19 protein-coding genes and 1 pseudogene are annotated in these 26,387 nt (G+C 71.5%); 6 read left to right on the top strand and 14 right to left on the bottom strand.

Annotated features, from left to right (window positions below):
* Window positions 1-347: 347 nt before the first annotated feature.
* Window positions 348-830 (bottom strand): GNAT family N-acetyltransferase, encoded by a 483-nt coding sequence (locus ABD350_RS17640; protein WP_344349090.1) that lies wholly within the window; start codon window positions 828-830, stop codon window positions 348-350.
* 263 nt (window positions 831-1,093) lie between these two features.
* Window positions 1,094-1,879 carry an SAM-dependent methyltransferase gene (locus ABD350_RS17635; RefSeq protein ID WP_344349089.1) on the bottom strand — a complete coding sequence of 262 codons (786 nt, stop codon included), beginning with the start codon at window positions 1,877-1,879 and terminating at the stop codon, window positions 1,094-1,096.
* 637 nt (window positions 1,880-2,516) lie between these two features.
* Here ABD350_RS17635 and ABD350_RS17630 point away from each other — a divergent pair.
* From ABD350_RS17630 to ABD350_RS17610, 5 genes are read left to right on the top strand one after another with little or no spacing between them, the layout of a single operon-like run.
* Window positions 2,517-4,460 carry a maleylacetate reductase and hydroxyquinol 1,2-dioxygenase domain-containing protein gene (locus tag ABD350_RS17630; protein WP_344349087.1) on the top strand — a complete coding sequence of 648 codons (1,944 nt, stop codon included), beginning with the start codon at window positions 2,517-2,519 and terminating at the stop codon, window positions 4,458-4,460.
* Window positions 4,461-4,462: 2 nt separating this feature from the next.
* On the top strand, window positions 4,463-6,226 hold the full coding sequence (locus tag ABD350_RS17625; protein ID WP_344349086.1) for an FAD-dependent oxidoreductase: 1,764 nt from the start codon (window positions 4,463-4,465) through the stop codon (window positions 6,224-6,226).
* A 2-nt stretch (window positions 6,227-6,228) separates the two neighbouring features.
* A complete protein-coding gene (locus tag ABD350_RS17620) occupies window positions 6,229-6,987 on the top strand; it encodes a CoA transferase subunit A (RefSeq protein ID WP_344349085.1) in 759 nt (252 codons plus the stop codon).
* A complete protein-coding gene (locus tag ABD350_RS17615; protein WP_344349084.1) occupies window positions 6,984-7,625 on the top strand; it encodes a CoA transferase subunit B in 642 nt (213 codons plus the stop codon). The genes ABD350_RS17620 and ABD350_RS17615 overlap by 4 nt, the downstream gene beginning before the upstream one ends.
* Window positions 7,622-8,812: an acetyl-CoA C-acyltransferase gene (locus tag ABD350_RS17610; RefSeq protein ID WP_344349083.1), complete on the top strand. Its 1,191-nt coding sequence runs from the start codon at window positions 7,622-7,624 to the stop codon at window positions 8,810-8,812. The genes ABD350_RS17615 and ABD350_RS17610 overlap by 4 nt, the downstream gene beginning before the upstream one ends.
* 40 nt (window positions 8,813-8,852) lie before the next feature.
* On the opposite strand, the gene ABD350_RS17605 is transcribed toward ABD350_RS17610, so the two are convergent.
* From ABD350_RS17605 to ABD350_RS17555, 11 genes and pseudogenes are all read right to left on the bottom strand, one after another.
* The gene (locus ABD350_RS17605; protein ID WP_344349081.1) at window positions 8,853-9,722 is read right to left on the bottom strand and encodes an AraC family transcriptional regulator; all 870 of its coding nucleotides are present in this window, start codon (window positions 9,720-9,722) and stop codon (window positions 8,853-8,855) included.
* A 179-nt stretch (window positions 9,723-9,901) separates the two neighbouring features.
* The gene (locus ABD350_RS17600) at window positions 9,902-10,384 is read right to left on the bottom strand and encodes a DUF1269 domain-containing protein (protein ID WP_344349080.1); all 483 of its coding nucleotides are present in this window, start codon (window positions 10,382-10,384) and stop codon (window positions 9,902-9,904) included.
* A 317-nt stretch (window positions 10,385-10,701) separates the two neighbouring features.
* The gene (locus ABD350_RS17595; protein ID WP_344349078.1) at window positions 10,702-11,838 is read right to left on the bottom strand and encodes an XdhC family protein; all 1,137 of its coding nucleotides are present in this window, start codon (window positions 11,836-11,838) and stop codon (window positions 10,702-10,704) included.
* Window positions 11,839-11,903: 65 nt separating this feature from the next.
* Window positions 11,904-12,896: an amidohydrolase family protein gene (locus tag ABD350_RS17590; protein ID WP_344349077.1), complete on the bottom strand. Its 993-nt coding sequence runs from the start codon at window positions 12,894-12,896 to the stop codon at window positions 11,904-11,906.
* A 48-nt stretch (window positions 12,897-12,944) separates the two neighbouring features.
* A complete protein-coding gene (locus ABD350_RS17585) occupies window positions 12,945-13,427 on the bottom strand; it encodes a (2Fe-2S)-binding protein (RefSeq protein WP_344349076.1) in 483 nt (160 codons plus the stop codon).
* Entirely contained in the window at window positions 13,424-14,356 is a 933-nt protein-coding gene (locus ABD350_RS17580) for an FAD binding domain-containing protein (RefSeq protein ID WP_344349075.1), read from the bottom strand. Before ABD350_RS17580 ends, ABD350_RS17585 begins: the two co-directional genes overlap by 4 nt.
* Window positions 14,353-15,591: a xanthine dehydrogenase family protein molybdopterin-binding subunit gene (locus tag ABD350_RS17575; RefSeq protein ID WP_344349074.1), complete on the bottom strand. Its 1,239-nt coding sequence runs from the start codon at window positions 15,589-15,591 to the stop codon at window positions 14,353-14,355. The genes ABD350_RS17580 and ABD350_RS17575 overlap by 4 nt, the downstream gene beginning before the upstream one ends.
* Window positions 15,592-15,853: 262 nt before the next feature.
* Window positions 15,854-19,600, bottom strand: a complete 3,747-nt coding sequence (locus ABD350_RS17570) for a Kelch repeat-containing protein (RefSeq protein WP_425584191.1) — start codon at window positions 19,598-19,600, stop codon at window positions 15,854-15,856.
* A 924-nt stretch (window positions 19,601-20,524) separates the two neighbouring features.
* Window positions 20,525-21,544 carry a DUF2599 domain-containing protein gene (locus ABD350_RS17565; RefSeq protein ID WP_344349072.1) on the bottom strand — a complete coding sequence of 340 codons (1,020 nt, stop codon included), beginning with the start codon at window positions 21,542-21,544 and terminating at the stop codon, window positions 20,525-20,527.
* Between the two features lie 259 nt (window positions 21,545-21,803).
* Window positions 21,804-21,976: pseudogene (locus ABD350_RS17560) on the bottom strand (dienelactone hydrolase family protein); the annotation flags it as partial.
* A gap of 206 nt (window positions 21,977-22,182) precedes the next feature.
* Window positions 22,183-23,634: an amidase gene (locus ABD350_RS17555; RefSeq protein ID WP_344349071.1), complete on the bottom strand. Its 1,452-nt coding sequence runs from the start codon at window positions 23,632-23,634 to the stop codon at window positions 22,183-22,185.
* A 136-nt stretch (window positions 23,635-23,770) separates the two neighbouring features.
* Between ABD350_RS17555 and ABD350_RS17550 the strand changes: the two genes are divergently transcribed.
* Window positions 23,771-24,397 (top strand): TetR/AcrR family transcriptional regulator, encoded by a 627-nt coding sequence (locus tag ABD350_RS17550; RefSeq protein ID WP_344349070.1) that lies wholly within the window; start codon window positions 23,771-23,773, stop codon window positions 24,395-24,397.
* A 967-nt stretch (window positions 24,398-25,364) separates the two neighbouring features.
* On the opposite strand, the gene ABD350_RS17545 is transcribed toward ABD350_RS17550, so the two are convergent.
* Complete coding sequence (locus tag ABD350_RS17545) at window positions 25,365-26,318, bottom strand: LysR family transcriptional regulator (protein ID WP_344349069.1); 954 nt, start codon at window positions 26,316-26,318, stop codon at window positions 25,365-25,367.
* Window positions 26,319-26,387 lie beyond the last annotated feature (69 nt).

The raw sequence follows: 26,387 nt of genomic DNA, 5'->3' as shown, positions 1-26,387 counted from the left end.
AACTTCGAAGACCAGACAGCCCTTCAACTGCGAATACACCCAGCCCCGACGCCGACGACTCGACACTGCCGCCCGGCTACCACCCCATCGACCTGGCCTGGGTGGACACCTGGGACTGCCTGTACTTCCGCCCAAGCCGCACTACTGCCCACATCCTGTCCCACCCCCGTTCCCCGGTACTCTTCCCACCCTTAACCACACCAACAAACGACAACAACAAAACCCCCACCAGCACCCCACGAACTACCAAAAACACACCCAACCCCCGAAGTAGCAGTAGCGGTGGCCTTCGGATCCACAGCAACCGCCCCGCGGTGGATGATCCGTCCTGCTCGCACGCCGTCCTCTCAGCGAAGCACCTTCACCATCAGGCGTTCCCTGGTGACCCCGTCGGGCAACAGGTCTCCAAGTTCACCCGTATCGATGAAACCGTTGCGCTGATACAGCGCGACAGCGGGCTCGTTGCCCGGTAGGACCGCGAGTTTCAAAGTCGTAGCGCCCCTCTGCCGGGCCCACCCCTCGACTGCCGCTATCAACTGGTCGCCGACGCTGTGCCCCCGCGCCTGGGGGCTGACCCATACCGACCTCAGCTGGCACGCGCCGCCATCCCCGGGAAGGCCTGCGGCCATCCCTACGGCTCGGCCGTCCAGCAACGTAACGATGCTGTAGGTCGCTGGCATAGCCAAGCGCTCACGCCACCGCTCCTCTCCACCGTTGTGCCATTCCGCGAGCCCCGCCTTGAAGGCGTGAGGTGCCTCGCTCAGTGCAGCGAGGCGAACCTCTCGCCACAGCGGCCAGTCGCTCATCGTGAGAACCCGCAGGTGCAGCATGGCCACGAGTCTGCCGCGACACTCGTGCAGCAGTCCACGGGCAGTCCACGACACCCTAGGCTGTCATGGCTCACTGATCGGCAGTAGCGGGCCAGTTCTTGGCTCATGGGCGGCAACCGGTCGGGCGCGTGGTGTCCGCGTACGACGAGGCGGGCCGGCCGGGGGCGGAGGCGTTCACGCCGGACGTCCACGACGGCGGGGAGCACCTGCGGCATCCGCAGGTGCTCCCCGATTGTGACGGTAAATCAGCCACCGCCGGGCGCTTACGGTTTCTGCGCTACGCCCACGTAGAGGGGCACCTGTTCGTCGGCGAACTCCTGGTCAGGCTCCGGGTGCCAGTTGGTGACGACCTGTACGCCCGGGTCGATCAGGTCAAGGCCCGTGAAGAACCGGGCCACTTCTTCTCGTGAGCGTACTTGCGCGGGCACGCCGCTCTTCCGGTAGATGTCGACGGCCTTGGCCCATCCGGCAGGATCGAAGTCGCCTGTCACGTGCGAGAGCATGAGAAAGCTGCCCGAGGAGAGCGGGGCCAAGAGGTCGTTGACAAGTTCATAGGGTCCGTACTCGTCGGAGATGAAATGCAGGAGCGCCACGAGCGAGAGGGCGACAGGTTCCTCGAAGTCGAGGAACTCCTTGGCACCTTGGATGATTTTCTCGGGCTCGCGGACATCCGCCTCGATGTACTTCGTCGCCCCCTCGGGCGTGCTCCGCAGGAGCGCCTCCGCATGGCGGAGAACGATGGGGTCGTTATCGACGTAGACCACGCGTGCTTGCGGATTGACCGCTTGGACGACCTGGTGAAGGTTGGGCTCGGTCGGGATACCGGTTCCGATGTCGAGGAACTGAGTCACACCGCGGTCAGCCAGAAGTCGCGCAGCTCGATTCATGAAGCTTCTGTTGGTGCGGGCGGCGATCCTGACGGCCGGCAGGAACGATATGACCCTCTCGGCAGCCTCCTCGTCGACCGGGTAGCTGTCCTTGCCTCCAAGGTAGTAGTCGTACATGCGGGCCGGGTGGGGCCGGCTGGTGTCAATTGGCTTTAACGTCATCGCTGTTCCGTGTGTCCTTCTTCTTCGAAGCGCGGTTTCGGGGTTGCGGGTGATGTGGAGCTCAGGAGAGGAAGGAGCCGGCTTCCTCGGCCTTCGTCCCCATGATGAAGGCTGTGATCTCTCCCTGCCTGCGGATCAGCGCGGGGCCGTCAGGTCGGTCGACTGGCACAGCGCTATACGGCAGTTGCCGGAGTATGAGGCCGAGTGCGGTCCTGACTACCGCACGTGCCTGGAGCGGCGGGACGGCGACCAGGAAGCGATACCCGGGCTGTGGGGAGGAGCACCATGGTGGCATGGTACGAGGTGCACGGCACGGCCAAGGCCTTTCCCGCCGATAGCGACCGGGAACCGGTCCTGTCGACCGAGGAGCCCGTGGGGGCAACGCGGGCGGGCACGAGCCGGAGGGGGCGGTGGGACGCTGACCGGCCACGGTTGCGCGGGGATGTGGACGGCACGGTCCCCGCCCGCCCCCGCGACCGCCCGCCTTCTTCGCCAACGCCCCCGCCACCCGCGTCCGCCCGCGGTGCGTGATTCGTGCAGCAACGCGCGTTGTTCGTGCAGGAGTTCACTCCGCGGAACCTTCAGACTCGGTGCTGAAGCAGTACCGCACCACCGACCGACTCGCGGAGGCGACCACATGCGGACGTTCGTGCACACATCCCATCCCGCACGGGTGGTCTTCGGTTCCGGTACCGTCGGCCGGCTCGCCGAGGAGGTGGGACGGCTGGGCGGCTCGCGGGTGCTCCTGCTGTCCAGTCCGCCGCTCGCGGAGGCCTCCGCACGTGTCCGGGACGCGCTGGGCGGCCTCGTCGCCGCGGAATTCGACGGTGCCGCGATGCACACCCCGTTGGAGGTGACGGAACGCGCCCTCGCCCTGCTGCGGGAGACCGGCGCGGACTGTCTCGTGTCGGTCGGCGGCGGTTCGACGACGGGCCTGTCGAAGGCTCTGGCCCTGCGGACCGACCTGCCGCAGGTGGTCGTACCGACCACGTACGCCGGATCCGAGGTGACCCCGGTCCTCGGAGAGACCCACGAAGGGCGCAAGGTCACCCGGTCCTCGGCCGCCATCCTGCCCGAGACCGTCGTCTACGACGTAGATTTCACCCTCTCCCTGCCCCTGGCCATGTCGGTCACGAGCGGGGTGAACGCGATGGCGCATGCCGTGGAGGCGCTGTACTCCCCCGACGCCGACCAGGTGACCGACCGTCAGGCGCTCGACGCGATCTCCCGCATCGCCCGGGCGCTGCCCCGGCTCGCCGCCGACCCGGCGGACCGGGAGGCACGCGGCGGTCTGCTCCAGGCCGCCTGGCTCGCCGGCACCTGCCTGGCCACGGTGGGCATGGGCCTGCACCACAAGCTGTGCCACACCCTGGGCGGCAGCTTCGGCCTGCCGCACGCCGGGACGCACACCGTGGTCCTGCCGCACGCCATGGCCTACAACGCGCCCGCGGCCCCGGACGCGATGCGCCGCATCGCCCGCGCGCTGGGCGTGCCCGACGCGCCGGGCGGTGTCTACGACCTGGTCGCGTCGCTGGGCGGGCCGACCTCGCTGCGCGACCTGGGCATGCCGGAGTCCGGCCTGCCCCGCGCGGTCGAGCTGGCCGTGGCCACGCCGTACCCGAACCCCCGTGAGCTGACCGCCGAGGGCGTCGCGGGTCTGCTGGCCGACGCCTGGCACGGGCGCCGCCCGCAGGGCCCCGCCACCACCGAGGCCACGCTGGCCAGGCTCACCGAACAGGTCGTGGCGAGCTTCGCGCACACGCCCGACTCCCGCGTCCGCACCCTGCTGACGAACCTCGTACGGCAGTTGCACTCCTTCGTGGCCGAGCAGGAGGTCACGGACGCGGAATGGCAGTACGCGATCGACTTCCTCACCCGGACGGGGCAGCTCTGCGGACCGACCCGGCAGGAGTTCGTGCTGCTCTCGGACGTACTGGGTGTCTCCAGCGCCGTCGACGTGCTGACCAACTCCCGCACTCCGGACACCACCCCGTCGGCCGTCCTGGGCCCCTTCTACGTGGAGGGCCCGCCCGAGGCCGCGCACGGCGACGACATCTCCGGCGGTCTGCCGGGCACGCCGCTGTGGGTGGACGTGACGGTGACCGACACGTCCGGTGCGCCCGTGAGGGACGCGGTCGTCGATGTCTGGCAGTCCGATGAGAACGGCTTCTACGACGTCCAGCTCCCCGACCTGGACGGCCCCGTGCTGCGGGCCCGGCTGCGCACCGACGCCTCGGGGCGGCTCACCTTCTGGTCGATCCTGCCGTCCGAGTACCCCATTCCGGGCGACGGCCCCGTCGGGCGGATGCTCACCGCGGTGGGCCGCCATCACCAACGTGCCCCGCACCTCCACTTCATGATCGACGCGCCGGGCCACCGCCGTCTGATCACGCAGCTGTTCGTGGCGGGCGGCGCCTACCTGGACAGCGACACGGTCTTCGGCGTCAAGGAGCCGCTGATCGTCGACTTCGCCCCGCAGACCGGACCCACCCCCGACGGCCGCCGCGTCGACGGGGAGTGGCGCCGCCTGGAGCACACCTTCCGTATCGCCCCTCTGGCCGACCGACCCAGGAGCAACTGACCATGACCCGCACATCCTCCTACGACACCGACGTCCTCGTCGTCGGCAGCGGCCCGTCCGGCGGCACGGCCTCCCTCCTGCTGGCCAGTTACGGCATCCGTACCCTGCAGGTCACCAAGTACGGCTGGCTCGCGAACACCCCCCGGGCGCACATCACCAACCAGCGCACCATGGAGGTGCTGCGCGACCTCGGTGTCGAGGGGGAGGCGCTGGCCCAGGGCAGCCCGTCGCAGCTGATGGGGGACACGGTGCTGTGCACGGCGCTGGCCGGTGACGAGATCGGCCGCATCCGCACCTGGGGCACCGGGCCGTACTCGCTCACCGAGTACACGTCCACCAGCCCCTGCCGGATGCTCGACCTGCCGCAGACGTACCTGGAGCCGATCCTCACGACGAACGCGGCTGCCCGCGGTGCCAAGGTCCGTTTCGACACCGAGTTCCTGAGCCTCACCCAGGACGACGACGGTGTCACGGCCGTGCTGCGCGACCGGATTCGCGGCGACGAGTTCACCGTACGGGCCCGGTACCTGATCGGGGCCGACGGCGGACGCAGCACCGTCGCCGAGCAGATCGGTCTGCCGGTCGAGGGGCGGATGGGCAAGGCCGGCAGCATGAACATCGGTTTCAGGGCCGATCTCTCGCAGTACTGCGCCCACCGTCCCAGCGTCCTGTACTGGGTGCTGCGGCCCGGCGCGGCGACCGGCGGCATCGGCATGGGGCTGGTCCGCATGGTCCGGCCGTGGAACGAGTGGCTGCTGGTGTGGGGCTACGACATCGAGCAGCCGCCACCCGCGGTCGACGAGGAGGAGGCGCGCCGGATCGTGCGCGATCTGATCGGCGTCCCCGACCTCCCGGTGGAGATCACGTCCACCGCCCTGTGGACCGTCAACCACGCCTACGCCTCGTCCTTCTCCTCCGGCCGGGTGTTCTGCATGGGCGACGCCGTGCACCGTCATCCGCCGTCCAACGGCCTGGGCTCCAACACCTCCGTGCAGGACGCCTACAACCTCGCCTGGAAGCTCGCCATGGTGATCCGCGGTGAGGCCGGTCCGGCGCTCCTGGACAGTTACACGGCCGAACGCGCCCCGGTCGGACGGCAGATCGTCGAGCGGGCCAACCTCAGCCGCGACCAGTTCGGGCCCGTCTTCGACACGCTCGGCGTCGGGGCCGACGGCGACGAGCAGACCATCGCCCAGGGGCTGGCCGCGCTGCGGGCTGCCACCCCCGAGGGCGCCAAGCGGCGGCGTCAGCTGGAGGACGCCATCCGGCTCAAGAACTACGAGTTCAACGCGCACGGCGTCGAGATGAACCAGCGCTACGTCTCGGACGCGGTCGTCGCCGACGGCTCCCCCGCCGAGGTCTGGGACGAGGACCGGGAGCTGGTGGCCCGTCCCACCACCCGCCCGGGTGCCAAGCTCCCCCACGCGTGGCTCGTCGACGGCGACGGCGGGCGGATCTCCACCCTGGACGTCGTCGGCAAGGGCGAGTTCACCGTGCTGACGGGACTGTCGGGCGAGGTCTGGGAGACGGCGGCGGAAGCGTGCCGCGAGGAACTCGGGATACCGCTGCGCTTCGTGCGGATCGGCGAGGACGGCGCCCGTGACGCCTACGGCGAGTGGAGCCGGGTGAGCGAGATCGCGGAGGACGGGGTCCTGCTGGTGCGCCCGGACGCCTATGTGGCCTGGCGCCGCGCGACCGCGCCGGTGACCGGGCAGGAGGCCTGGGAGGGCCTGTCCGCCGCCCTGCGGCAGGTCCTGGGGCGTTGAGCGTGGACAAGCAGGTGGCCACCGCCGCGCAGGCCCTGGCGGATGTGACGGACGGGCAGTCCTTCGCCGTCGGCGGCTTCGGGCTGAGCGGTGTGCCGGAAGTGCTCATCGGCGCGCTGTACGAGTCCGGGGCCCGCGACCTCGCCATCGTGTCGAACAACTGCGGTGTCGACGGGCGCGGTCTCGGTGTCCTGCTGGCGGCGGGCCGGATCGCGCGGGTCACCGGTTCCTACATCGGTGACAACAAGGAGTTCGCCCGCCAGTACCTGGCGGGCGAGCTGGAGGTCGAGCTGATTCCGCAGGGCACCCTCGCCGAGCGGTTGCGGGCCGGAGGCAGCGGGATTCCCGCGTTCTACACCCCGGCCGGTGTCGGCACCGCCGTCGCGGAGGGCGGTCTGCCCTGGCGTTACGGCGCCGACGGTTCGGTGGCGGTGGCCTCGCCGGCCAAGGAGGTGCGGGTCTTCGACGGCGTGGAACATGTGCTGGAGCATGCCGTCACCACCGACTTCGCCCTCGTCCGGGCCGCGCGAGGCGACCGTCACGGCAACCTCGTCTTCCACCGGGCGGCCCGCAACTTCAACCCGCTGGCGGCCATGGCCGGCCGGATCACCGTGGCCGAGGTGGAGGAACTCGTCGAGCCCGGGGAGCTGGATCCCGACGCGGTGCACGTGCCGGGTGTGTTCGTCCAGCGCGTGGTCGTGCTGACCCCAGAGCAGGCGGCGGACAAGGGCATCGAGAAGAGGGTGGTGCGGGAGCGGTGAGCTGGAGCAGACAGGAGATGGCGGCCCGCGCCGCGCGGGAGCTGCGCGACGGCATGTACGTCAATCTCGGGATCGGGCTCCCCACTCTGGTGGCCGGCTTCGTACCACCGGGCGTGGATGTGGTGCTGCACTCCGAGAACGGCCTGCTCGGTGTCGGACCGTACCCGGAACCCGATGAGGTCGACGCCGATCTCATCAACGCGGGCAAGGAGACGGTGACCGTCCGGCCGGGAGCCTCCTTCTTCGACTCGGCGCTGTCCTTCGGCATGATCCGGGGCGGCCACATCGACACCGCCGTCCTCGGCGCGCTCCAGGTCTCCGTCCGCGGGGATCTGGCCAACTGGGCCGTCCCGGGAAAAATGATCAAAGGCATGGGCGGGGCCATGGATTTGGTGCACGGCGTCAAACGGGTCGTGGTGCTGATGGAGCACCTCGCCAAGGACGGCAGTTCCAAGATCGTCGAGGAGTGCACGCTGCCGCTGACGGGGCGGTCCTGTGTCGACCGTGTCATCACCGACCTGTGCGTCCTGGACGTCACCGAGCGGGGGCTCGAACTCGTCGAGACGGCGCCTGGTGTGCCGGCGGAGCGGATCGCCGCCGTCACCCCCGTGCCGCTGACCGTGAGGAGTACGCGGTGATCGAGCGCCCACGCGAGGTGTACGTCGTCGACGCCGTGCGCACCCCGTTCGGCCGCTACGGCGGCGCGCTGTCCGGGGTACGCCCGGACGACCTGGCCGCCGGTGTGCTGCGCGCTCTCCTCGACCGCAGCCCGGACCTCGACCCGGCGCGCGTCGACGACGTACTGCTCGGCAACGCCAACGGAGCCGGGGAGGAGAACCGGGACGTGGCCCGTATGGCCGTCCTGCTGGCCGGTCTGCCCGTCAGCGTGCCCGGCTCCACCGTGAACCGGCTGTGCGGTTCCGGTATGGAGGCGGTCATCCAGGCGGCCCGGGCCGTCGCCCTCGGGGACGCGTCCATCGCCGTCGCCGGCGGTGTGGAGTCCATGAGCCGCGCCCCGTGGGTGCTGCGGAAACCGGACCGTGCCTTTCCCGCGAAGGACCAGCAGCTCCACTCGACGACCCTGGGCTGGCGGATGGTCAACCCGAGGATGCCGAAGGAGTGGACCATCCCGCTCGGCGAGAGCGCGGAGCTGGTCGGCGCCCGGTACGGCGTGACCCGCGAGCAGCAGGACGCCTTCGCCCTCGCCAGCCACCGCAACGCGGCCGCCGCCTGGCGCGAGGGGCACTACGCCGGGGAAGTGGTCCCCGTGGACGGCGTGGACCTGCCGCGAGACGAGAACATCCGCGACAGCACCTCCCTCGGCGCCCTGGCCCGGCTGAGACCGGCGTTCCTGCCGGACGGCACCATCACGGCCGGGAATGCCTCGCCGCTCAACGACGGGGCCGCCGCGCTTCTCCTCGCGGACGAGGCGGGGCTGCGGGCCATCGGCCGCGAACCGCTGGCCCGGGTGCGGGCGGCGGCCGTCACGGGCATCGAGCCGCAGTATTTCGGCCTCGGCCCGGTGGACGCCGTCCGCAAGGCGCTGGACAAGGCGCGCGTGGCGGCCGGCGACCTGCGCACGGTGGAGTTGAACGAGGCCTACGCGGCGCAGGCGCTGGCCTGTCTGGCGGCTCTTCCGGAGCTGGACCGGACCATCGTCAACCCGCGGGGCGGTGCCATCGCCATCGGCCACCCGCTGGGCGCCTCCGGTGCCCGGATCACGGGGGCGGTCGCCCACCAACTGGCCGCGGCCGGTGCGGGCCGGGGGCTCGCGGCGCTCTGCATCGGCGTGGGGCAGGGGCTGGCACTGGTCCTGGAACGCTGACCGGTACCGGTCCTGGACCGCTGGTCCGGGACCGGCCGGTTCACGCCTCGCGGCGCACCACCGCCGGTGTGGTGCCCAGCCGGGCCCGCATCACCCGGGTCAGGTGCTCCTGGTGGGAGAACCCGGAGGCGACCGCCACCTCCGCGATGGGCGCGGAGGTGGTACGCAGCAGCCGGCACGCGTGGTCCAGTCGCAGCCCCAGCAGGTACTGGTGCGGCGACTGGCCCGTGCTCGCGCGGAACTGGCGCGTGAACTGGCTGGGGCTGAGCGAGGCCGCCGCGGCCAGGTCCCTGATCGGCAGGGGTTCGGCCAGTCGCTCGCGCATCAGGTCCCGTACGGCGGTGAGCTGCCGGCCGGACAGTCCGGGCCGCGCGGTGGGCGGCGGGACGGTGCGGACGGTGTGCCGCCGGGTGAGCTGTGCGGCGAGCATGCCCGTCAGGTGGTCCACGTACGTACGGGCGGACGGTTCCCAGCGGCGTACGGCGCCGTCCAGCGCGATCATGATCTGTTCGGCGAGCGGGTCGCTGACTCCCGTCTCCTCGGCGAGCTGGACCGGCCGGCCGTCGTTGGCCTCGCGCAGTGCCTCGTCCGTCAGGTAGACGTGCACCGTGTCCAGGCCGCCGCCCAGTTCCACGGACAGTTCCCGGCCGGCCGGCTGCAGGAACAGCCCACCGGCGGGGATCACCCGCGACCGTGCCTGGCCGCCCTGGCCTCGCCGTACGGTGACGGGCCCGGTGAGGTGCAGGATCAGCAGATGGGTGGGCGCGAGGTCGAACGTCGCGCGGTAGGGGGTTTCCTGCTGGGAGGACACGTAGACGTGCTCCCAGCCGAGTCCGGCGCTGCTGTGCCGTGGCCTGACTCCGGGACGGCGCAGGATCCCGACCGTATCGGCCACTCCGAGCTCCGGCATGGTGCGACCTCCTCGCAGCACCAGCAAATTGGTTGAACATTAATACACATGAGTGCGGGTGCCGTCGAGCCCTCCCCGCGCACGACGGGAACGGCGAACACCCCGGGGCAGAGGTTCCCGCCGGTCGTGCGGACTCTCACCCACGGCGCGCCGCCCCCGCCGGCGACCGGTCTCGCGGATCAGTGGAAGATCTCGCGGAGCCGGGCTTCCTGCTCCCTGTCGAGGTTCGACCGGATCAGTTCCGCGTGCTCGGCGGGGAATGCCTCCTTGACCCGGCCCAGCACCTCGTCGTCCGAGAGCAGGAAGAGCGCGGAGGTGCCAGGGGTCACCTGGGACTTGACCGAGTCGATGAAGTCGTCGTCGATGCCGACGTCGGCCAGCTTGCCGCCGAGGGCGCCGGCTGCCGCACCGATGGCGGCGCCCAGCAACGGCATGAGGAAGAGCAGGCCGAACAGCAGACCCCAGAAGCTGCCCGAGAGGGCACCCGTGCTCACCAGGTCGGTGAGCTGCTTCGTCTTCGGCTTCTTCGCCTCGGTGGGCCAGGTGACGACGGCGGCGTCCACCACCTGGATCAGCTCCTGTTTCTGCAGATCGAGCAGTTTCCGCTCCACCTGCTCGGCGCTCTCGGGGGCATCGAACTTCCAGACCGTCAAAGTGGCCATGAGCAAACCCTTCTGTCTACGACCTTCCGCTCCCAGTGAAGAACAACCCGCCGCGCAGCCGCACCCGCTCCCCGACATCGTGCGCTGCGGGTACACGCATCGTGCGCTCGGGGAACCGAATGGCTTCTCCCGGCTCCGTCAGCCGTGTCTACCGGTGTCGTCGGCCAGGAGACGGGAAGTCCCGCTCCCCCGGCCGCCTTCCCGCGACCGGTACGCCCCGCACACCTCCCCGGGGTCACATGTGACCAGCCTCGTCCCAGGGGGCGGAGGGGGCGGGGGTAATCACGCTCGGCCGCCCGTGCGCGGGGGCGGTTCCGTCAGGCGAGCCCTCCGGCGACCGCACTGTGGCCGGGGCGGTGCGCGACCGCCGCCGGGCGGATGGGCCCGTCGAGCAGGGAGAGCGAACGGCCGCTGCGGCCGCTGCGCAGCGCGATGAGTTCCGCGGCGAAGGACACGGCGGTCTCCTGTGGCGTCGACGCGCCGAGGTCGAGGCCCATGGGGGCGTGCATCCGCGTCACCGCGTCCGGCGACACACCGGCCTCCCTGAGTTCGCGGACCCTTCGCGCCTGGGTGCGCCGGGAGCCGAGCGCGCCCACGTAGGCCAGCGGTCGTCCCAGTGCCTCGGCGAGGACGGGGACGTCGAACTTCGGGTCGTGCGTCGTGACGCACACCGCGGTCCTGTCGTCCGTCCGCGTACCCGCCAGGTACCGGTGCGGCCAGTCGACCACGACCTCGTGGGCGTGCGGGAAGCGTTCGGGTGTGGTGAAGGTGGAGCGGGCGTCGCACACGGTCACGTGGTAGCCGAGGAACGCGCCGATCCGGCTCACGGCGGCGGCGTGGGCGTCGGCCCCGAACACCAGCAGCCGGGGCGGCGGGCACCACGCCTCGAACACGACCCGGGGCTCGCCCGGCACACCGAGGTCGTACGTCCGTACGGCGGTGGTGTCGTGGCCGAGCAGCACGTGCGCGTCGGCGACGACGGCCTGGTCCAGGTCGGGGCTGCCGGTACTGCCCAGGTGCCCGTCCTTCCACACGGCGACGGCCGCGCCGGCCCGCCCGTCGAGTCCGGACAGCACGCGGGCGACGACGACCGGACGGCGCACCGCCTCGCCGAGGTGCGCGGCGGCGAGCACCCGCGCCGTGTCGTGCTCGACGGGCTGGACGAAGACGTCGATCTCGCCTCCGCACGTCAGGTCCACCGCGAAGGCGTCGTCGGAGTTGCCGAAGGAGGCGAACTGCGGCTCCCCCGAGGCCAGCACCTCACGAGCCAGGTCGTAGACGGCGCCTTCGACGCAGCCTCCCGACACGCTGCCGAGGACCGTGCCGTCGGCGTGTACGCACAGCGCAGCTCCCGGTGCCAGCGGTGCGCTGCCCCGGACGGCGACGACGGTGGCGAGGGCACAGGGGGCTCCGGTGGCCTGCCACTCCAGCAAGTGGGGTGCCAGGTGTCGCATGGGTTTCTCCGATCTGCTGTCGGGTGTGGTCCGTTCGTCCGACCGCGGCGGGCCGGGCGAGCGGCTCAGCTCGACGTGTCCGCCGGCTTCGTCCCGAGGAACCTGCGGCCGTTCGCCTCCAGCGTCGCGGCGTCGATGCCGTGGCCGAGCAGGTATCCGACCGGGTCGGGCTGCGCCATGTCGAAGGGGTAGTCGCTGCCGCAGACGATCCGGTCGGGCGCGGCGTGCGCACGCAGCAGTCCGAGGACCTCGGGGTCGTGGGTGATCGTGTCGAAGTAGAGGAGGCCGAAGGACTCCGCGGGAGCGCGGGTGCTGCCCCGGCGCACGTCGTCGCGCTGCCGCCAGCCGTGCCCCCACCGTCCCAGCAGGGACGGCGCGCAGCCCCCGCCGTGCACGAAGCAGATCCGCAGGCCGGGGAGTTCCTCCAGGACTCCGCCCAGGAGGACGGCGGCGACGGCGGTCGTGGTCTCGACCGGGTTGCCGATGAGGTTGACCAGGTAGTGGTGGTCCCATTCGGGGTGCGGCAGTTGCATGGGGTGCACCAGCACGGACAGGTCCAGTTCGGCGGCGGCGCCCAGGACTTCCCGCAGCACTCCGCGGTCGTAGGAACGGCCGTCGACCACGGGCGGGACGGCGATGCCCGCGACGCCCTCCGCGGCGGCGAGCCGGGTCAGTTCCCGGCGGGCGGCGGCCACGTCGTCCAGCCGGACCAGTCCGAGTCCGACGAGGGTACCGTCGGTGCGGGCCACGGCGTCGGCGAGCTGTTCGTTGTAGGCGGCGACGTAGTCGTCCGCCTCGGCGGGGGCGTGCACGGGGAAGGCGAAGGGCGGTGCGGAGATGACGCGGGCGCCGAGCCCGGACTTCAGGGTGCCGGCGACGATGGTGTCGATGTCGGTCATCGCCGCGGTGGGGAACGACAACGGCATGTTTCCGAGGAAGAGTTCGCCGTCGTGGTCGTTCATGCCGCCGAGCGGGTTGCCGGGCGGGAGGGCGAGCAGAACGCGCGGCAGCCAGTGGGCGTGGACGTCGATGACGCCGGGGCGTATGTCACCGTTCATGGGGTTCTCCTCGATCGGCTCCGGGGGCGGGGCGGGACCGGTGGGTGTTCAGGCGGTGGTGTCCCGCTGTGCCCGGGCCGCGCAGACGATGGCGCGCCGGATGGGTTCGTAGCCGGTGCACCGGCAGATGTTGGAGCCGACGACGCTCTCGACGGCCTCCGGGTCGTCGGCGAGTCCGGGGTCGGCTTCGAGCGCGCCGGCGGCCACCATCAGGAAGCCCGGGGTGCAGAACCCGCACTGGAGCGCGCGTTCGGCCGAGAAGGCCCGCTGGAGCGCGTGGGGTTCGCCGTCGGGTCCGGCGAGGCCCTCGACGGTGCGGACGGAGCTGCCGTCGCACTGCACGGCCAGCACCAGGCAGGACCGGATCGCCTTGCCGTCCATGAGAACGGTGCAGGCTCCGCAGATGCCGTGCTGGCAGCCCAGGTGCGTACCCGTGAGCTTCAGGTCGTCGCGCAGGACGTCGGCGAGCAGGCGGCGGGGCTCCACGTCGAGGGCGTGCCGGGTGCCGTTCACGTCGAGCGTGATCTTCATCGGTGGTATCCCTCTCGTGCGGTGAGGCGGGCGCGCTGGTCCGCCGCCGCCTCCAGGAGTGTTCTGCCGACCAGGACGGCGATGGCCTGCCGCTTGTACTCCGCGTCGGCGTACGGCTGGTCGAGTGGCGCGGCGTCCTGCGTGGCGGCGATCCGGCCGGCGCGGGCGAAGGGGTGCTCGCCGGGGAGCCGGGGCCCCGCCGGGAGCGGGCCGGTCTCGGTACCGATCAGGGAGTCTTCGGCGGCGCGTGCCCGTATCGGGCGGTCCGCGGAGTTGACCAGTCCGATCCGGGCGTCGGCGATCACGCCGTCGTGCACCGTCAGGGCCGCCGCGACGGCGACCTGGGCGAAGGTGAAGTGCGTGCGGCGGTGTTCGATGAAGCTCACGCCGGTGTTCTCGCCGAGCAGCGGGAGACGTACGGCGGTGATGAGTTCCTGTGGCCGGCGGGTGGTCCGGTGCGGCCCCAGGAAGTAGTCGCCGGCCGGGAGGGCGCGGGCGCCGTCGGGGCCGGTCACCTCCACGGTGGCGTCCAGGGCGACGCCGATGGCGCACCACTCCGAGGCGGGGTGGGCCCAGCCGAAGCTGCCGGCCATGGTGCCGCGGGAACGGATGGGCGGGTGGGCGATGTTGACCACGGTCTTGGACAGCAGCGTGCCGAGTGGGCCCGGTACGGCGGTGGCCGGCTCGAACGCGGCGTGCCGGACGAGGGCGCCGACGCGCAGTTCGTCGCCCTCGACGCGCATGCCGTCGAGTTCCGGGATGTGGTTGATGTCGACGACCAGGTCGGGCCGGACGCGTTGGAGGTGCATCTCCAGGATCAAGCTCTGGCCTCCGGCGAGCACCTGGGCCTTGCGCCCGGTGTCGCCGAGTGCCTCGACGGCCTCGGCGATCGTGCGGGGTACGGCGTAGTCGAAGGGAGCGGGTTTCACCGGGCGCCTTCCTCGTGCCGGGAGGCGCGTGCGGCGCGCCAGACACTGTCCGGGGTGAGCGGCATCTGCAACAGGTCGGGATCGGCGATCCGCAGGGCGTCCGCCACGGCGTTGACGATGGCGGCCGGGGTGCCGATGCAGCCCGATTCCCCGGCGCCCTTGGCACCCGGCGGCGTGCCGGGGCCGGGGGTGCAGGTGTCCTTGATGTCGATGGGCGGGATCTCCGCGAAGGTGGGGAGCAGGTAGTCCAGGAATCCGCCGGGCAGGTGCGGTACGCCGTCGTCGTCGAACGCCATGCCCTCGTACAGGGCCTGGCCGATGCCCTGCACGGCCGATCCGAACGCCTGCCCGTGCACCACGTCGGGGTCGAGGACGACTCCGCAGTCGTCGACGGCCACGAGCTGGAGGATGCGTACGGTGCCCAGTTCGGGGTCCACCTCGGTCACCGCCACGTGCGCGCCGAAGGGGAACGCCATGCCGGCCTCGTACCGGTCCTCGACCCGGAACGGTCCGGTGGCCCGCACCAGGTCACCCAGGCCGGTGGACGCCGAGCCGTGGACGACGGTCCCGTCCACCCACTCGACCTGGTCCGCCGGCACGCTCCACAGCCGTGCCGCGCGTGCGCGGGCCTCGTCGATCAGGAGGGTGGCCGCGTGCTGGAACATGGCGCCGGCGACCTGGGCCGACCGGCTGGCGAACGAGCCCAGTCCCTCGGGCTGTTCGCCGGTGTCGCCCTCGATGAGACGGACCCGTGCCTCCTCGATGCCGAGAACCTTGGCGACCAGCGCGGGGAAGACCGTCTCGTGGCTCTGGCCGCTGGGTGCCGCGCCGCACCGGGCGGTGACGGTGCCGTCCTCGTGGACGGTGAGGCTGCCGAACTCGTGCAGGCCGCCGGTCTCGCCGCCCGAGCGCTCCACGTAGCAGGACACACCGATGCCCAGGGGCAGGGCGTCCGGGTCCTGGCGGCGGCGGTCCCGCTCGGCACGCCACTTCTCGTAGCCGAGCGTGTCCAGGGCCAGGTCCAGGGCGGCGGCGTAGTTCCCGCTGTCGTAGCGGCGTCCGGTCGGCGTCTCGTACGGGAAGGCGTCGGGCGGGATGAAGTTGCGCCGCCGCAGTTCGATCGGGTCCATGCCGAGCCGCCGGGCGAGCAGGTCCATCGTCCGCTCGATGGCGATCGCGGCCTCGGGCCGTCCGGCGCCCCGGTAGGGGTAGGTCACCATGGTGTTGGTGAGCACCGAGCGCAGCCAGCGCGATGCCGGAGCGGGACAGCTCGACCAGGTGCAGGAGCCGTTCCCGTTCCCAGTCCGCGAGCCGGTTGACCGGCAGGTCCCGGCCGGGCGTCCAGTCGCGCAGGGCCGCCGCGAGCCCGGCCGCGTCACCGAAGGCCTTCGAGGTCCCGGAGGCCGTGTGGGGGCGCACCGTACCGGCGGCATCGCCGACAGCACCGCCGGACGGTGCCGGAGCCGTCCGGCGGTGTGGTTCTGTCCGGTGCTGCCGCTACGGGGCCGTACGGTCCGGCACGCGCAGGCGGACCGGGATCTCCGGCACCCAGTACGGGCTGTCGGTGGCCAGCGTCAGGGACGCCGTCCAGTCACCGGGCCGGGTAAGCCGGCGTGGGTCGGCCGTCACCGTGAAGGACGCGGTCTGCCCCGGGCGCAGGGTCAGCCGGTGCCGGCTCTCCTTCAGCCAGGGAACGTCCGTCTCGGTGCGGTCGTAGCCCGGCAGGAGGGCGGCGGTGGGGACGGGCACCGGGAAACGGGGTTCGACGCTGCCGCCCACCCGGTACAGGCCGGGTGCGCCGCCGCCGCGGTAGACGGCCGTCGGGGCGTCCGGCAGCCGCTTCCAGGCGTTCGCCCCGGGGTCGTAGGCGTAGCCCTCCGCGGTCAGGACCCGGTTGACGCCGACGCGCTTGAAACCGCCGGAGACGAGCAGGTGCCCGTTGGCGGCGGCGTAGGTGCCGCTCGCCAGGCCGGTCGGCATGGCGGCGATGGGCTGCCAGGCGTCGGAGGCGGGGTCGTAGACGTAGGCGTCCGCGGTCTCCAGGTAGTCGTGGACGCCGCCCGCACAGTACAGCCTGCCGTGGACGGCGCCGCAGTTGGCCCAGCTGATGGTCTGCGGGTAGTGGGCGGCCCGGGACCAGGACCGGGAGCGCGGGTCGAAGGAGTACACGCTGTCCGAGCAGTCGGTGTTCGTGCAGCCGCCGACCACGTAGAGCCGCCCGCCGAGCACGGCGCCCGCCGCCCCGAACTGCCCCTCGGGGATGTCCGGGCCCGTGGACCAGCGGCCGGTGTCCGCGTCGAAGATCTGCGTGGTCCGGCTGACCGTCTCCCCGGGGCCCCAGCCGCCCACGGTGTACAGGCGGCCGCCGATGAAGCCGTGCGCGGTGGCCTGCCGGGGCTCGGGCGCGGACGGGCCCTGCTTCCAGGCGCCGGTGGCGGGGTCGTACACGTACAGGTCGGCCAGGGGTTGCCGGCCGTCGGAGCCGAGGGCGGAGTACAGCGCGCCCTGGTAGGTGTCGACCGCGTTGTCCATCACGGCGACGGGCAGGCCGGGCAGCGGGCGCCAGGCGGTGTCCGGGGCCGGGGAACCCGGGGAGGTGCCGGTGCGCTCGCCGATGCCCACGCGGACCGGCGCGGTGCCGGTGTTGCGTACCGTCACCTTCCGCGTCACCGGCGCCTGTCCGGCGGTGACGTCGATCCGGGCCGGACGGACCGTCAGCCGGCCCGCCTTCAGCACGAAGGACGCGGCGGCGACCCGGTCGGCCGGCACCGTGACCTGTCGCGTGGCCGTGGCGTACGACGGCTTGGCCGCCGTCGCGGTGGCGGCCCCGCCGGAGCCGGGGACGAAGAGCAGGTAGGCGCCGTCGCCCACGCGCGGATCACCGGTCGTGGCGACCGTCGGCGCGGCCGGCCCGTCCGGGCCGCCCGTGCGCACGGTGGCGCCGATCAGTCCCTTGCCGGTGTTCGCGTCGGTGACGGTGCCGGTGAGGATGCCGCCGGGCACCGGGGTGGCCACCCGTGCGGTGACGGTGACGTCGTCGACCGCCCAGAGCAGGCCGGGCCCGGCGAAGTGGAACCGTACCCGTACGGCGGACTCGCCGGCGTAGTCGGTCAGCGGGATCTCCACCCGGCCGTTCGACCAGGTCTGGTCCTGGTGCCACACCGTGGTCCAGGTCCGGCCGGCGTCGGTGCTGATCTGTACCTCGCCCTGTTGCTCGCCGGAGCCCTCGTAGTCGGAGTCGAAGCCCAGTGCCGGGTCTCCGGCGCCGCGGAAGTCGTAGGCGGGGCTGGTGAGGAAGGTGTCCAGCGGGGTGTCGCCGTCGTGTTCGTCGTCGGCGACGGCGAAGCCGCCGGAGCCGCCGGTGTTGTTGCCCCGGCCGCCGGGGTCGTCGAACACCCAGCCCCGCCCGGTTCCCGGAGTGCCGGTCACGCTCCAGCCGGCCGGCGGGGCGGAGGTGTCGTCGAACGTCTCCGTGGCGACGGTCCGCGTCTTCACGGTGTACGCCGGGTTGTTCCCGGCCCAGGTGTCCACGGGCAGGGCCAGGGGCACGGTCTGGTCCGCGCGGTCCACGGTCACCTTGCGGGCGAGGGACCGGTACGTGTCGTCACCGACCACGCGCAGGGTGTAGGTGTGGCCCTCGGGGAGGTCGAGGCGGAAGGCGCCGGTGACCGGGTCGGACCACACCGGGGCGCCCGGCACCCCGTCCACGGTGATCTTCGCGTGCAGCGGCCAGCCGTGTCCCGAGCCGTCGGTGACGGTGCCGGTGACCTGGTGGGTGGCCAGTTTGCGCAGCGTCAGGTCGCCGGTGGCGGTGGCGCCCTCGGTGAGGTGGACGCCCGGCAGGGTGCCCGGCGCGTACCCGTACGCCGTCACGCGGACGTCGTGGTCGCCGGCGGGCAGGGGGAGGGTGTAGCGGCCGTGGCCGTCCGTGGTGGTGCTGTACGAACCGGCCGTCACCTGGGCGGCGGTGACGGCGGCGCCGGAGGCCGCGTCCGTGACCGTACCGGTCAGCGTGCCGTGCGGGCCCATGGTGAAGGCCGCGGTGCCGTCGGGGGTGCCGAGGCCGGTGGGCCCGTCGTAGCCCGGGCCGGCGGTGCACAGGTAGGCGGGTGCGCAGGTGCCGTTCGACCCGGTGGTCACGTCGTGCAGTCCGCTCCCGCCGCCCGCGTACGGGTAGACCGCGGGGTAGCTGCCCGCCGCCGGTGTGCCCGCGTTGGCGTACACACCGGCGATGATGGGTGCCGAGGCGCTGGTGCCGCCGGCCACGCCCCAGCCGCCGGTGTCACCGAAGGAGTCGTACACGGCGACACCCGTGTCCGGGTCGGCGACCGCCGCGACGTCGGCGACGGTGCGTCCCGGGCAGCCGGTGTCCCGCTGGAACGCCGGCTTGGGCTCGTACAGGGAGCAGCCCGAGCCGGTGCCGGTGCCGTCGTGGTGCCAGACCGACTCCGTCCAGCCGCGTGCGGCCGACGGGTCCTTGCCGAGCGTGGTGCCGCCGACCGCGGTGACGTGCGGTGAGGCTGCCGGATAGGCGACGCCGTACCCGTAGTCGCCGGAGGAGGCGACGATGGCGACGCCCGGGTGGTCGTAGTGGATGTCCGCCGCCGACTCCGCCGGGTCCTCGGGGAAGAAGGTGTAGTTGGAGCCGTAGGAGTTGGAGACGTACTTCGCGCCGAGCGCGACCGCCTGGTCGACGGCCGCCCCCAGGTCCTCGATCGCGGCGCTGTCCGCCTCGACCAGCAGAATCCGGGCCCCCGGCGCCACCGCGGAGACCATGTCCAGGTCGAGGGAGATCTCGGTCGCCCAGCCGGGCTCGGGCTCCGGGTAGTCGGTGCCGCCGCGCTGGTCGGTCTTGGTGAAGCAGCCGTTGTCGGTGGTGCAGGGCGGCAGGCCGTACTGGGTGCGGTAGACGGCGAGGTCGGCTTCTGCGTTGGGGTTGTCGAAGGCGTCGACCACGGCGATCGTCGCGCCCGCTCCGCCGTCGGCGGGCAGGCCGTAGGCGCTGCGCAGGTCGGCGGGACCGAAGCCCGGGGGGAGGTCTGCGGCGCCGCGCAGTCCCTGACGGGCCGGCAGGTCGGTGCGGCGCAGCCCGAAGCAGGTGAACTCGTGCGGCTTGGGCGGGCCGCACAGCGGTTCCGTGTGACCTCGTGCGGGCTGCGCGGCGGACGGCTCGGCGGACCGTTCGCCGGTCGCCGCGTGGGCCGGTACGACCGCGGTGACGGCCGCCAGCAGGGCGGCGGTCAGCGCGGTGGCACCGGCGGCCAGGCGTCCGCGCCGGGGCGGCGCGGCGCTTCGGCGTATGTGCAACTCAACTCCTGCCTTGAGGCGCCCTCGTGTCGCGCCTCGGACGAGTCGGGGCACCCGGCCGTACGGTGGCCGGGGCCGGGACGGGACGTGATGTCTGGGGCGCACCATGGACCGCCGGACCGGACGGGACCGGAACGAAGGAACCGGACGGGACCGGGACCGAGGAACCGGAGGCCAGCCGGGACCGGATCGGGTCGGCACGCCACAGGCCCGGCTGATCCTCGCTGTTGCGTGACCCGCCGTACACGGGGAACGCGTGCATCGCGTCCGTACGGGCACGTGCTCTGCCCGTTCACCCGCGCCCGGACGTGCCACCGGGAGGCGGAACCCGCGGGCACCGGGGGCAGATCGGGGCGGCACGGTCACCGCGTCGTGGCGGCGGCGCGGACCGGCCGGGGCGACACGGTCACCGCTTCTTGGCGGCGGCGCGAACGGCGTGCGTTTCAGGGCGTGGCGATGGGCTGCGCCGTGTCCGGGGGGAGAGTTCCTTCGCGGCATCGGCTCCGGTGGGGGCCTTCCCCACCATCCGACGGACGCGGACCTGCGCCCAGACGGGCTTGCGGGCTCACGCCCTGGCCGTCGGTCTGCCGACGCGGTGGTCGCCCGACGACATCACAGCCCTCATCATTTCGGTCTGCCAACGAATGGGCCGGCCGTACGTCCGTCCGCGCCCTGCGAATCCTGGCTCGGCACATTCTGGGTGAGGTGGCTCCCCGGCAGGGAAGACGAATTCACGCTCCGGGTGCGGTGAGCCACCGCCTCGGCAAGAACACGGCCGGCCACCTGAAAGGCTGTAGGGGGCCACTCACGGAGCGAGAAAACCGGCACCCACGAAAAGCCTCCCTTCGCCTCGTTATAGGATCATGTCCAGTTGCACTTGTGGATCGCCACAAACAGGGCGTCCGTGGCGTACGTCCAGCTCACATTCGGCCTGTCCGACTCCAGATCCCACGAATTGCCGGTGTTCCAGCCGCCGTCGGATTCCTGACGCGCGTACGCGGCGTGACACGCATACTGGTCACGCAGAGATTCCGCCTCGTCGGTCGTGTCCAGGCGCAGCGGATTCGGCGTGTTCGTCCACACCTCCTGCCATCCGTCGACGGCCTTGTCGATACCGCCCCGGAACCCGGCGTCCGTCGGGAAGACCATCAGCACGAACTTGTCCGAATCCGTCGGCAGGTTCACTCGCACCCGCTTGACGAGGCTGCCCGGTGCCTCCACCTCGTAGCCGGTGCACTCGCCGCCGCAGCCCTCCGTCGCGCCGCCCGGAATCCAGAACAGCGTCGCACCCGAGGCGAACTTCTGCGTCACCAGCCGGTACGTGTGGACCTGCCCGGTGTCGACATCCGTCCACGAGCCGGTACCGTCCGCCTCGTCGGACGCCGGGTAGCCGAACGCGCTGTTCTCCCAGCCGTACTCGCCCCACGTCCCACCGATCTTCCCCCATACCGGATGGGCGCCGGTCGCCGCCGACCAGTACACAGTGCCGCCCTCGAACTCCTGGCGCACCCCCTTGCCGTCCGCGTTCTTCAGCTCGTCCGACTTCGGGTAGCCGAGCGCGGACGTCTCCCAGCCCATCGCCTGCCACTTATCGCGCACCGCCCCCCATACCGGGTGGGCATTGGTCACCGCCGACCAGTAGATCGAGCCGCCCTGGAAGTGGGTGTACCGGCCGCGCCCATCGGGAGTGGTCATCTCGTCCGTCACCGGGCATTTCAGCGGCGAGGACACGTCACCCATCGCGATGTACTTGTCGAGGATGGCGCCGGAGACGGTCTTCCCGCAGAAGTCACGGTCGTCCGCGGCTGCCGGGGACGACGTAAGGAAGGGGACGGTCAGGCAGGCTGTCGCGAACAGGGCAAGCTTCCGGAGTGTTCTCACCCCGGAAAGATACCGGGAAAAGAGGTACGCGAGGAGAGAAAATCCGGCCGGTCTGCACCGTAATTTCACCCTTCCTCGCGTGGTCGACCACGGTTTCACTGAGACAGGTGAGGCGCTGAGACAGCTGAGCTATTCATACGTACAACGGAGGGCTCGTGATTTCGCTTCGGTGGGAACTGCCGGTTGCCTCGTACCCGACGTGCCGCCCTCATACGCGCCGGCCTGGGCAGAGGCAGCTGATGAGGCGGGGCTCAGCGCACCCCTGCAGGGTGGCGTTCACTGTCCCGATCGCGCGCAGGCCGACACCGTCGCGCCCCAGTTCCAGCCCGATGGCACCCCCGTGCCGTAGCCCACGGCGGCGATCCGGTCGGGATCGGTCCGCGGTTCGGCGCGCAACACGTCGAGCGCCGCATGACCGATGCCCCGCATCCGGTGGCTGTGGAACTTCAGGGAAGATGGCATTCCCAACCCGGTCCGCAAACCGTGGGCATTGCTCGTGGGGCCGACGATCAAAGGTGGTGCGGGCGGCGGGCGCCGTGACCATGCGAGGTCGTGGGGTGCCGGGGACGGCACGCGCCAGATGCCTCTCACGCTCGCTCAGCGCACGGCCCGTAAGCTCCCGGCTCCGGGAGCGCTTCTCAGTGGTTCGTGGGATTGCCTGCCCACACCGGGGGAATCCGGTGCGACCACGGGCTTGCCTGTTCAAGTTGGCCGGCGAGGCGGAAGAGGCGGCTTTCGAGGCCGAAACCGGCGGCGAACTGCATACCGATCGGGAGCCCCGTCCCGGCGTCGGCTGCCACGGGCACGGACATGGCGGGTGTGCCCGCCATGTTGAACGGCATGGTGAACGGCGAGCGGTCGAAGACGCGGGCGATCCAGCCGAGGCCGTCCAGCGCCTCTACGCTCTCGTCATAGGTCCCCAGGGGCACGGGAGGCTCCGGCAAGGTCGGGGTGAGCAGTATGTCGTAGGTGGCGAAGTACTGCGCCAGGCTCCGGGCGACCCGGTTGCGGATCGTGAGAGCGGTGACGAACTGGGCGCCGCCGACCCGCTGACCATAGTGGTAGCCGGCAAGGGTCACCGGTTCGAGGGTGGAGGAGTCGACGGGCCGGTCGAGGGCGGTAGCCAACTCGTCGATCATGGCCGCAAGATGCGCCGTGAACAGACGGGCGTTGGCCAGGACGTACTCCTCCCAGTCGGCCCCGAGGCCGACTTCGGCCTCCTCCACCCGGTGGCCGAGGGATTCGAGCAGCCGCGCGGTGTGAGAGAGGGCGTCGGCCACCGGTGTGGTGGTGCGGCGTCCGCCCCATGCCTGGGTGAGGACACCGATCCGCAGTGAGCCCGGATGGCGGGTGACTTCCTCTGCGTACGGCCGGGAGGGCTGCTGGGTGACGTAGGGGTCACCCGGTTCCGGGCCGCGGATCTGGTCGAGCAGTGCCGCACTGTCGCGTACGGTGCGGCTGACGCTGCCGTGCACGGCCAGGCCGCTGAAGAGTTCGTCGAAGTCGGGGCCCATGGAGACCCGGCCACGGGTCGGCTTCAGCCCGAAGAGGCCGTTGTAGGCGGCGGGGATGCGCAGCGAGCCGGCGGCGTCGGTGGCGTGTGCGATCGGGACCACTCCGGCAGCGACGGCCGCGGCCGCGCCCCCGCTGGATCCTCCCGCGCTCCGCTTGAGGTTCCACGGGTTGCGGGTCGTGCCGTACAGCTCTGGTTCCGTCGTGATGCTGTACGCCATCTCCGGTGTGGCGGTACGCCCGAACGTCATGAGGCCGGCACGTCGGAAGCGCACCATCAGGGAGGAGTCGGCTCGCGCGATGCTGCCGGCCGCGAGGCGGCTGCCCAGTTCCGCGCGCCTGCCGGCGATGGTGACTCCGATGTCCTTGACCAGGAAAGGGACTCCGGCCAGCGGTGCGCCGCCGGGGTGGGGCTCGTCGTCGGCCGGCCAGGTCTCCACGATGGCGTTGATCTGCGGATTGACGGCCTGCGCGGCCTCGCGTGCGGCTGTTTGCAGTTCGGCGGGTGTCACCTCTCCTTCGGTCACCAATTTCGCGAGTCCGACCGCGTCGTAGTTCACGTACTCGGTAACTCTCACCCTCAACTCCCCACCGGAAGAACGGTACTGCCGAGTCTCTGACGATACCCGACGGTATCGCGCAGGACCGGTTGGTACCCTCAAAGAGCACTGAGGCACGAGGCCCGCACCCGACCGGACACGTCACGGAGAAGTCATGGCACCGACCACCAGAAGACCTAGCAGGGTGGCGAAACTGCCGCCCCGTGAGCGCATCCTCGACGCGGCGGAAGAACTCTTCCTGAGCGAGGGGATCCGGCGCGTGGGCGTCCAGGCGATCGCCGAGAGGGCCGAGACCACCAAGATGGCGATCTACCGGCACTTCGAGACCAAGGACGCGCTGGTCGCGGAGTGGATGCGGATCGTCGCCGCCGACTACCAGGCCGCCTTCGACCGGGTCGAGAGGGAATACCCCGGCCGGCCCAGGGAGCAGATCCTTGGCCTGGCCCGCTTCATCGCCGAGGGACTGCCGGCCGTCTCGCACCGGGGCTGCCCGTTCATCAACACCCTCGCCGAACTGCCCGACCGCTCCCACCCCGCACGGCAAGTGATCGAGAACCACAAGGCCCGCCAGACCCGCAGACTGGTCGGCATGTGCGCCGAAGCCGGGCTGCCCGACCCCGAGCAGGCCGCAGCCGAGATCACCTTCGCACTCGAAGGCGCGCAGGTCAGCACACAGAACGGAAGCATCGATCAGACGGGGGACCGCCTGATGAGAATCGTCGAGGGCATCGTAGACCGGCACCTCTCCCCTCGCGGCGCGTCCCGGCCGAGCACCGGCTGACGGCTTCGGACCCGTGTCCCCGACACCGAGAACCGGCCGCGTGCTCGCCCGAGTTCACGGAACCTTCCCGCCACGCCGGGATCCTTACCTGCTCCGCCACGAACGCCCTTGACCGTGGGCGCTCCCGGCCGGATACGCGCACTGTGCGGGGCCGACACGCAGGCATGACGCGCGGAGTTTGCAAGTGCGCCCATCAGCGTCTTCCACCAAGACTCGCGTTACCAGGCCCACCGCGTACGCGGTACCGCTCCTGGCCAGCATCGCGGTGGCCGGGCCGCTGACCCGGTGCCCCCGCGGTCGCGGCCCATGCTGGATCGTTCGAGCCACAAGCCAACGGCGCTGCCTGATCCAATATTCCCTGAACTGGACCACGAGCCCATGGCTCACCCGTGAAACTGACCCTCCCCTCCATCCCACGGCAGGAGCCTCAGGACCTGTTCGACGAGGACGAACGATGGTCACTCCTGCAGCGTTGTCTGACCAGCGATGCCCTGTCACAGACGTCCGGGCTGCCGACGCGATCACTCTGCTGTTCGGCTCTCCCACCGAACGTCTCTGCCATCTGACGCCCAAGCACCTCACGTTCGGTGACACATACGACCATCTGATCCCGGGCCGTCATCCCGTCCTCCTGCCTCCACGGCTCGCTGAACTCCTTCGACGCCTCGCCCGAACAGCCCCAGATGCGGCCTCAGCTCTCATGAGCCAGGCCAGGCCGGCAGTGGCTCTCCCCGGGAATGGCCCCGGGCTAGCCGATCTCGACACACGGCATGCCCCGGAAACTCGGCCGACCCGGCATCCCGGTCCGCACCCGCCCGCAACTCGGCGCTGGTCGCCCTCGCTACCGATCTCACCAGCCCGAATATCGGCTACCGGGTGGTCCACGGGAGCAGTCGGTGTCGTCCACGGCGGAGCCGGCCGGGACGTTTCCGGGCCGGGGCGCCGTCCGCCCGGTCCGTGCGGCGGCTCACTGCCGTTCCGGCGGCGGACGACGGATGGAACGCTCGGCGGTGCGCAGGCGTCTGGCGACGTGTGTCGGCATCAGCGGGGCGTGTTCCCCCAGGGTCTCCAAGAAGGACGAGGTGACCGGATCCGGGCTGGTGCGGGTGTATCCGGTCAGTTGTCGGCGCAGGGGCGGATCGGGACGGAGGAAGGCGCCGGCGAAATGCGGCGGGATGGTGTTGGCGGGCACGAGTGTGGGGCCGAGTCCGGCCGCCGCGTACCCGATGGCCGACGGGGCCTGTTCGGTACGTACCGCGACCCGGGGGCGGAAGCCGGCGGCTTCACAGGCCCGATCGAGGACGTCGGACAGGCCGCTGGCCGGGGTGAAGTGCACCCACTCGCGTTCGGCGAGGTCGGACAGCCGGACACGCGGTGCCCGGTCCGAGAGCGCCACCGGATCATCGGACCGGGTGACGACCAGGAATTCCTCGGCCCCGATGTGCCGGGCGGTGCCCTCCCAGTCCTCCGGCAGGGGACCGACGGCGACGTCGGCCTGGCCCGCGGTCATGGCCTGCGCCATCTCGTCGCTCCGGCGGTGTTCGAACAACCGGATGCGCACGCCCGGGTGTTTCCGGCGCCACAGGCCCAGAACCGTGGGCAGCACACCCGAGCTGACCGAGTAGAGCGTGGCCAGGTGCAGCTCACCGGTGGACACGCCGGCGGCACGACGGGCGGACACCGTGGCCCGGCCGGCCTCGGCCAACGCGGCCCGGGCATGGGGCAGCATCGACCGGCCGGCCGGGGTGAGCCGCACGCCACGCGGCAGCCGTTCCAGCAGCGGCCCGCCGACCTCCCGCTCCAGCGCCTGGAACTGATGGGAGAGCCCGGGCTGGGTGATGTTCAGGCTCTCCGCGGCGCGGGTGAACGATCCCTCGTCCACGATGGCCACCAGGTACTCCAGCTGTCGCAGCGTCGCCATGTGCTCAGGTTATAGAAAAGATGCGATGAGGTTCTTGGACTTATGGGTTGCTTCGGAGCACGATGAACG

The organism is Streptomyces nogalater (assembly GCF_039532885.1).
Classification (GTDB): domain Bacteria; phylum Actinomycetota; class Actinomycetes; order Streptomycetales; family Streptomycetaceae; genus Streptomyces; species Streptomyces nogalater.
Note: the sequence above shows the minus strand (reverse complement) of the source record. Positions and strands in the feature narration are given on the sequence as shown.

Excerpts from the sequence above, each read along its gene's own strand:
- ABD350_RS17640 (WP_344349090.1), bottom strand. The coding sequence starts at position 830 with ATGCTGCACCTGCGGGTTCTCACGATGAGCGACTGGCCGCTGTGGCGA.
- ABD350_RS17635 (WP_344349089.1), bottom strand. The coding sequence starts at position 1,879 with ATGACGTTAAAGCCAATTGACACCAGCCGGCCCCACCCGGCCCGCATG.
- ABD350_RS17630 (WP_344349087.1), top strand. The coding sequence starts at position 2,517 with ATGCGGACGTTCGTGCACACATCCCATCCCGCACGGGTGGTCTTCGGT.
- ABD350_RS17625 (WP_344349086.1), top strand. The coding sequence starts at position 4,463 with ATGACCCGCACATCCTCCTACGACACCGACGTCCTCGTCGTCGGCAGC.
- ABD350_RS17605 (WP_344349081.1), bottom strand. The coding sequence starts at position 9,722 with ATGCCGGAGCTCGGAGTGGCCGATACGGTCGGGATCCTGCGCCGTCCC.
- ABD350_RS17600 (WP_344349080.1), bottom strand. The coding sequence starts at position 10,384 with ATGGCCACTTTGACGGTCTGGAAGTTCGATGCCCCCGAGAGCGCCGAG.
- ABD350_RS17595 (WP_344349078.1), bottom strand. The coding sequence starts at position 11,838 with ATGCGACACCTGGCACCCCACTTGCTGGAGTGGCAGGCCACCGGAGCC.
- ABD350_RS17590 (WP_344349077.1), bottom strand. The coding sequence starts at position 12,896 with ATGAACGGTGACATACGCCCCGGCGTCATCGACGTCCACGCCCACTGG.
- ABD350_RS17585 (WP_344349076.1), bottom strand. The coding sequence starts at position 13,427 with ATGAAGATCACGCTCGACGTGAACGGCACCCGGCACGCCCTCGACGTG.
- ABD350_RS17550 (WP_344349070.1), top strand. The coding sequence starts at position 23,771 with ATGGCACCGACCACCAGAAGACCTAGCAGGGTGGCGAAACTGCCGCCC.
- ABD350_RS17545 (WP_344349069.1), bottom strand. The coding sequence starts at position 26,318 with ATGGCGACGCTGCGACAGCTGGAGTACCTGGTGGCCATCGTGGACGAG.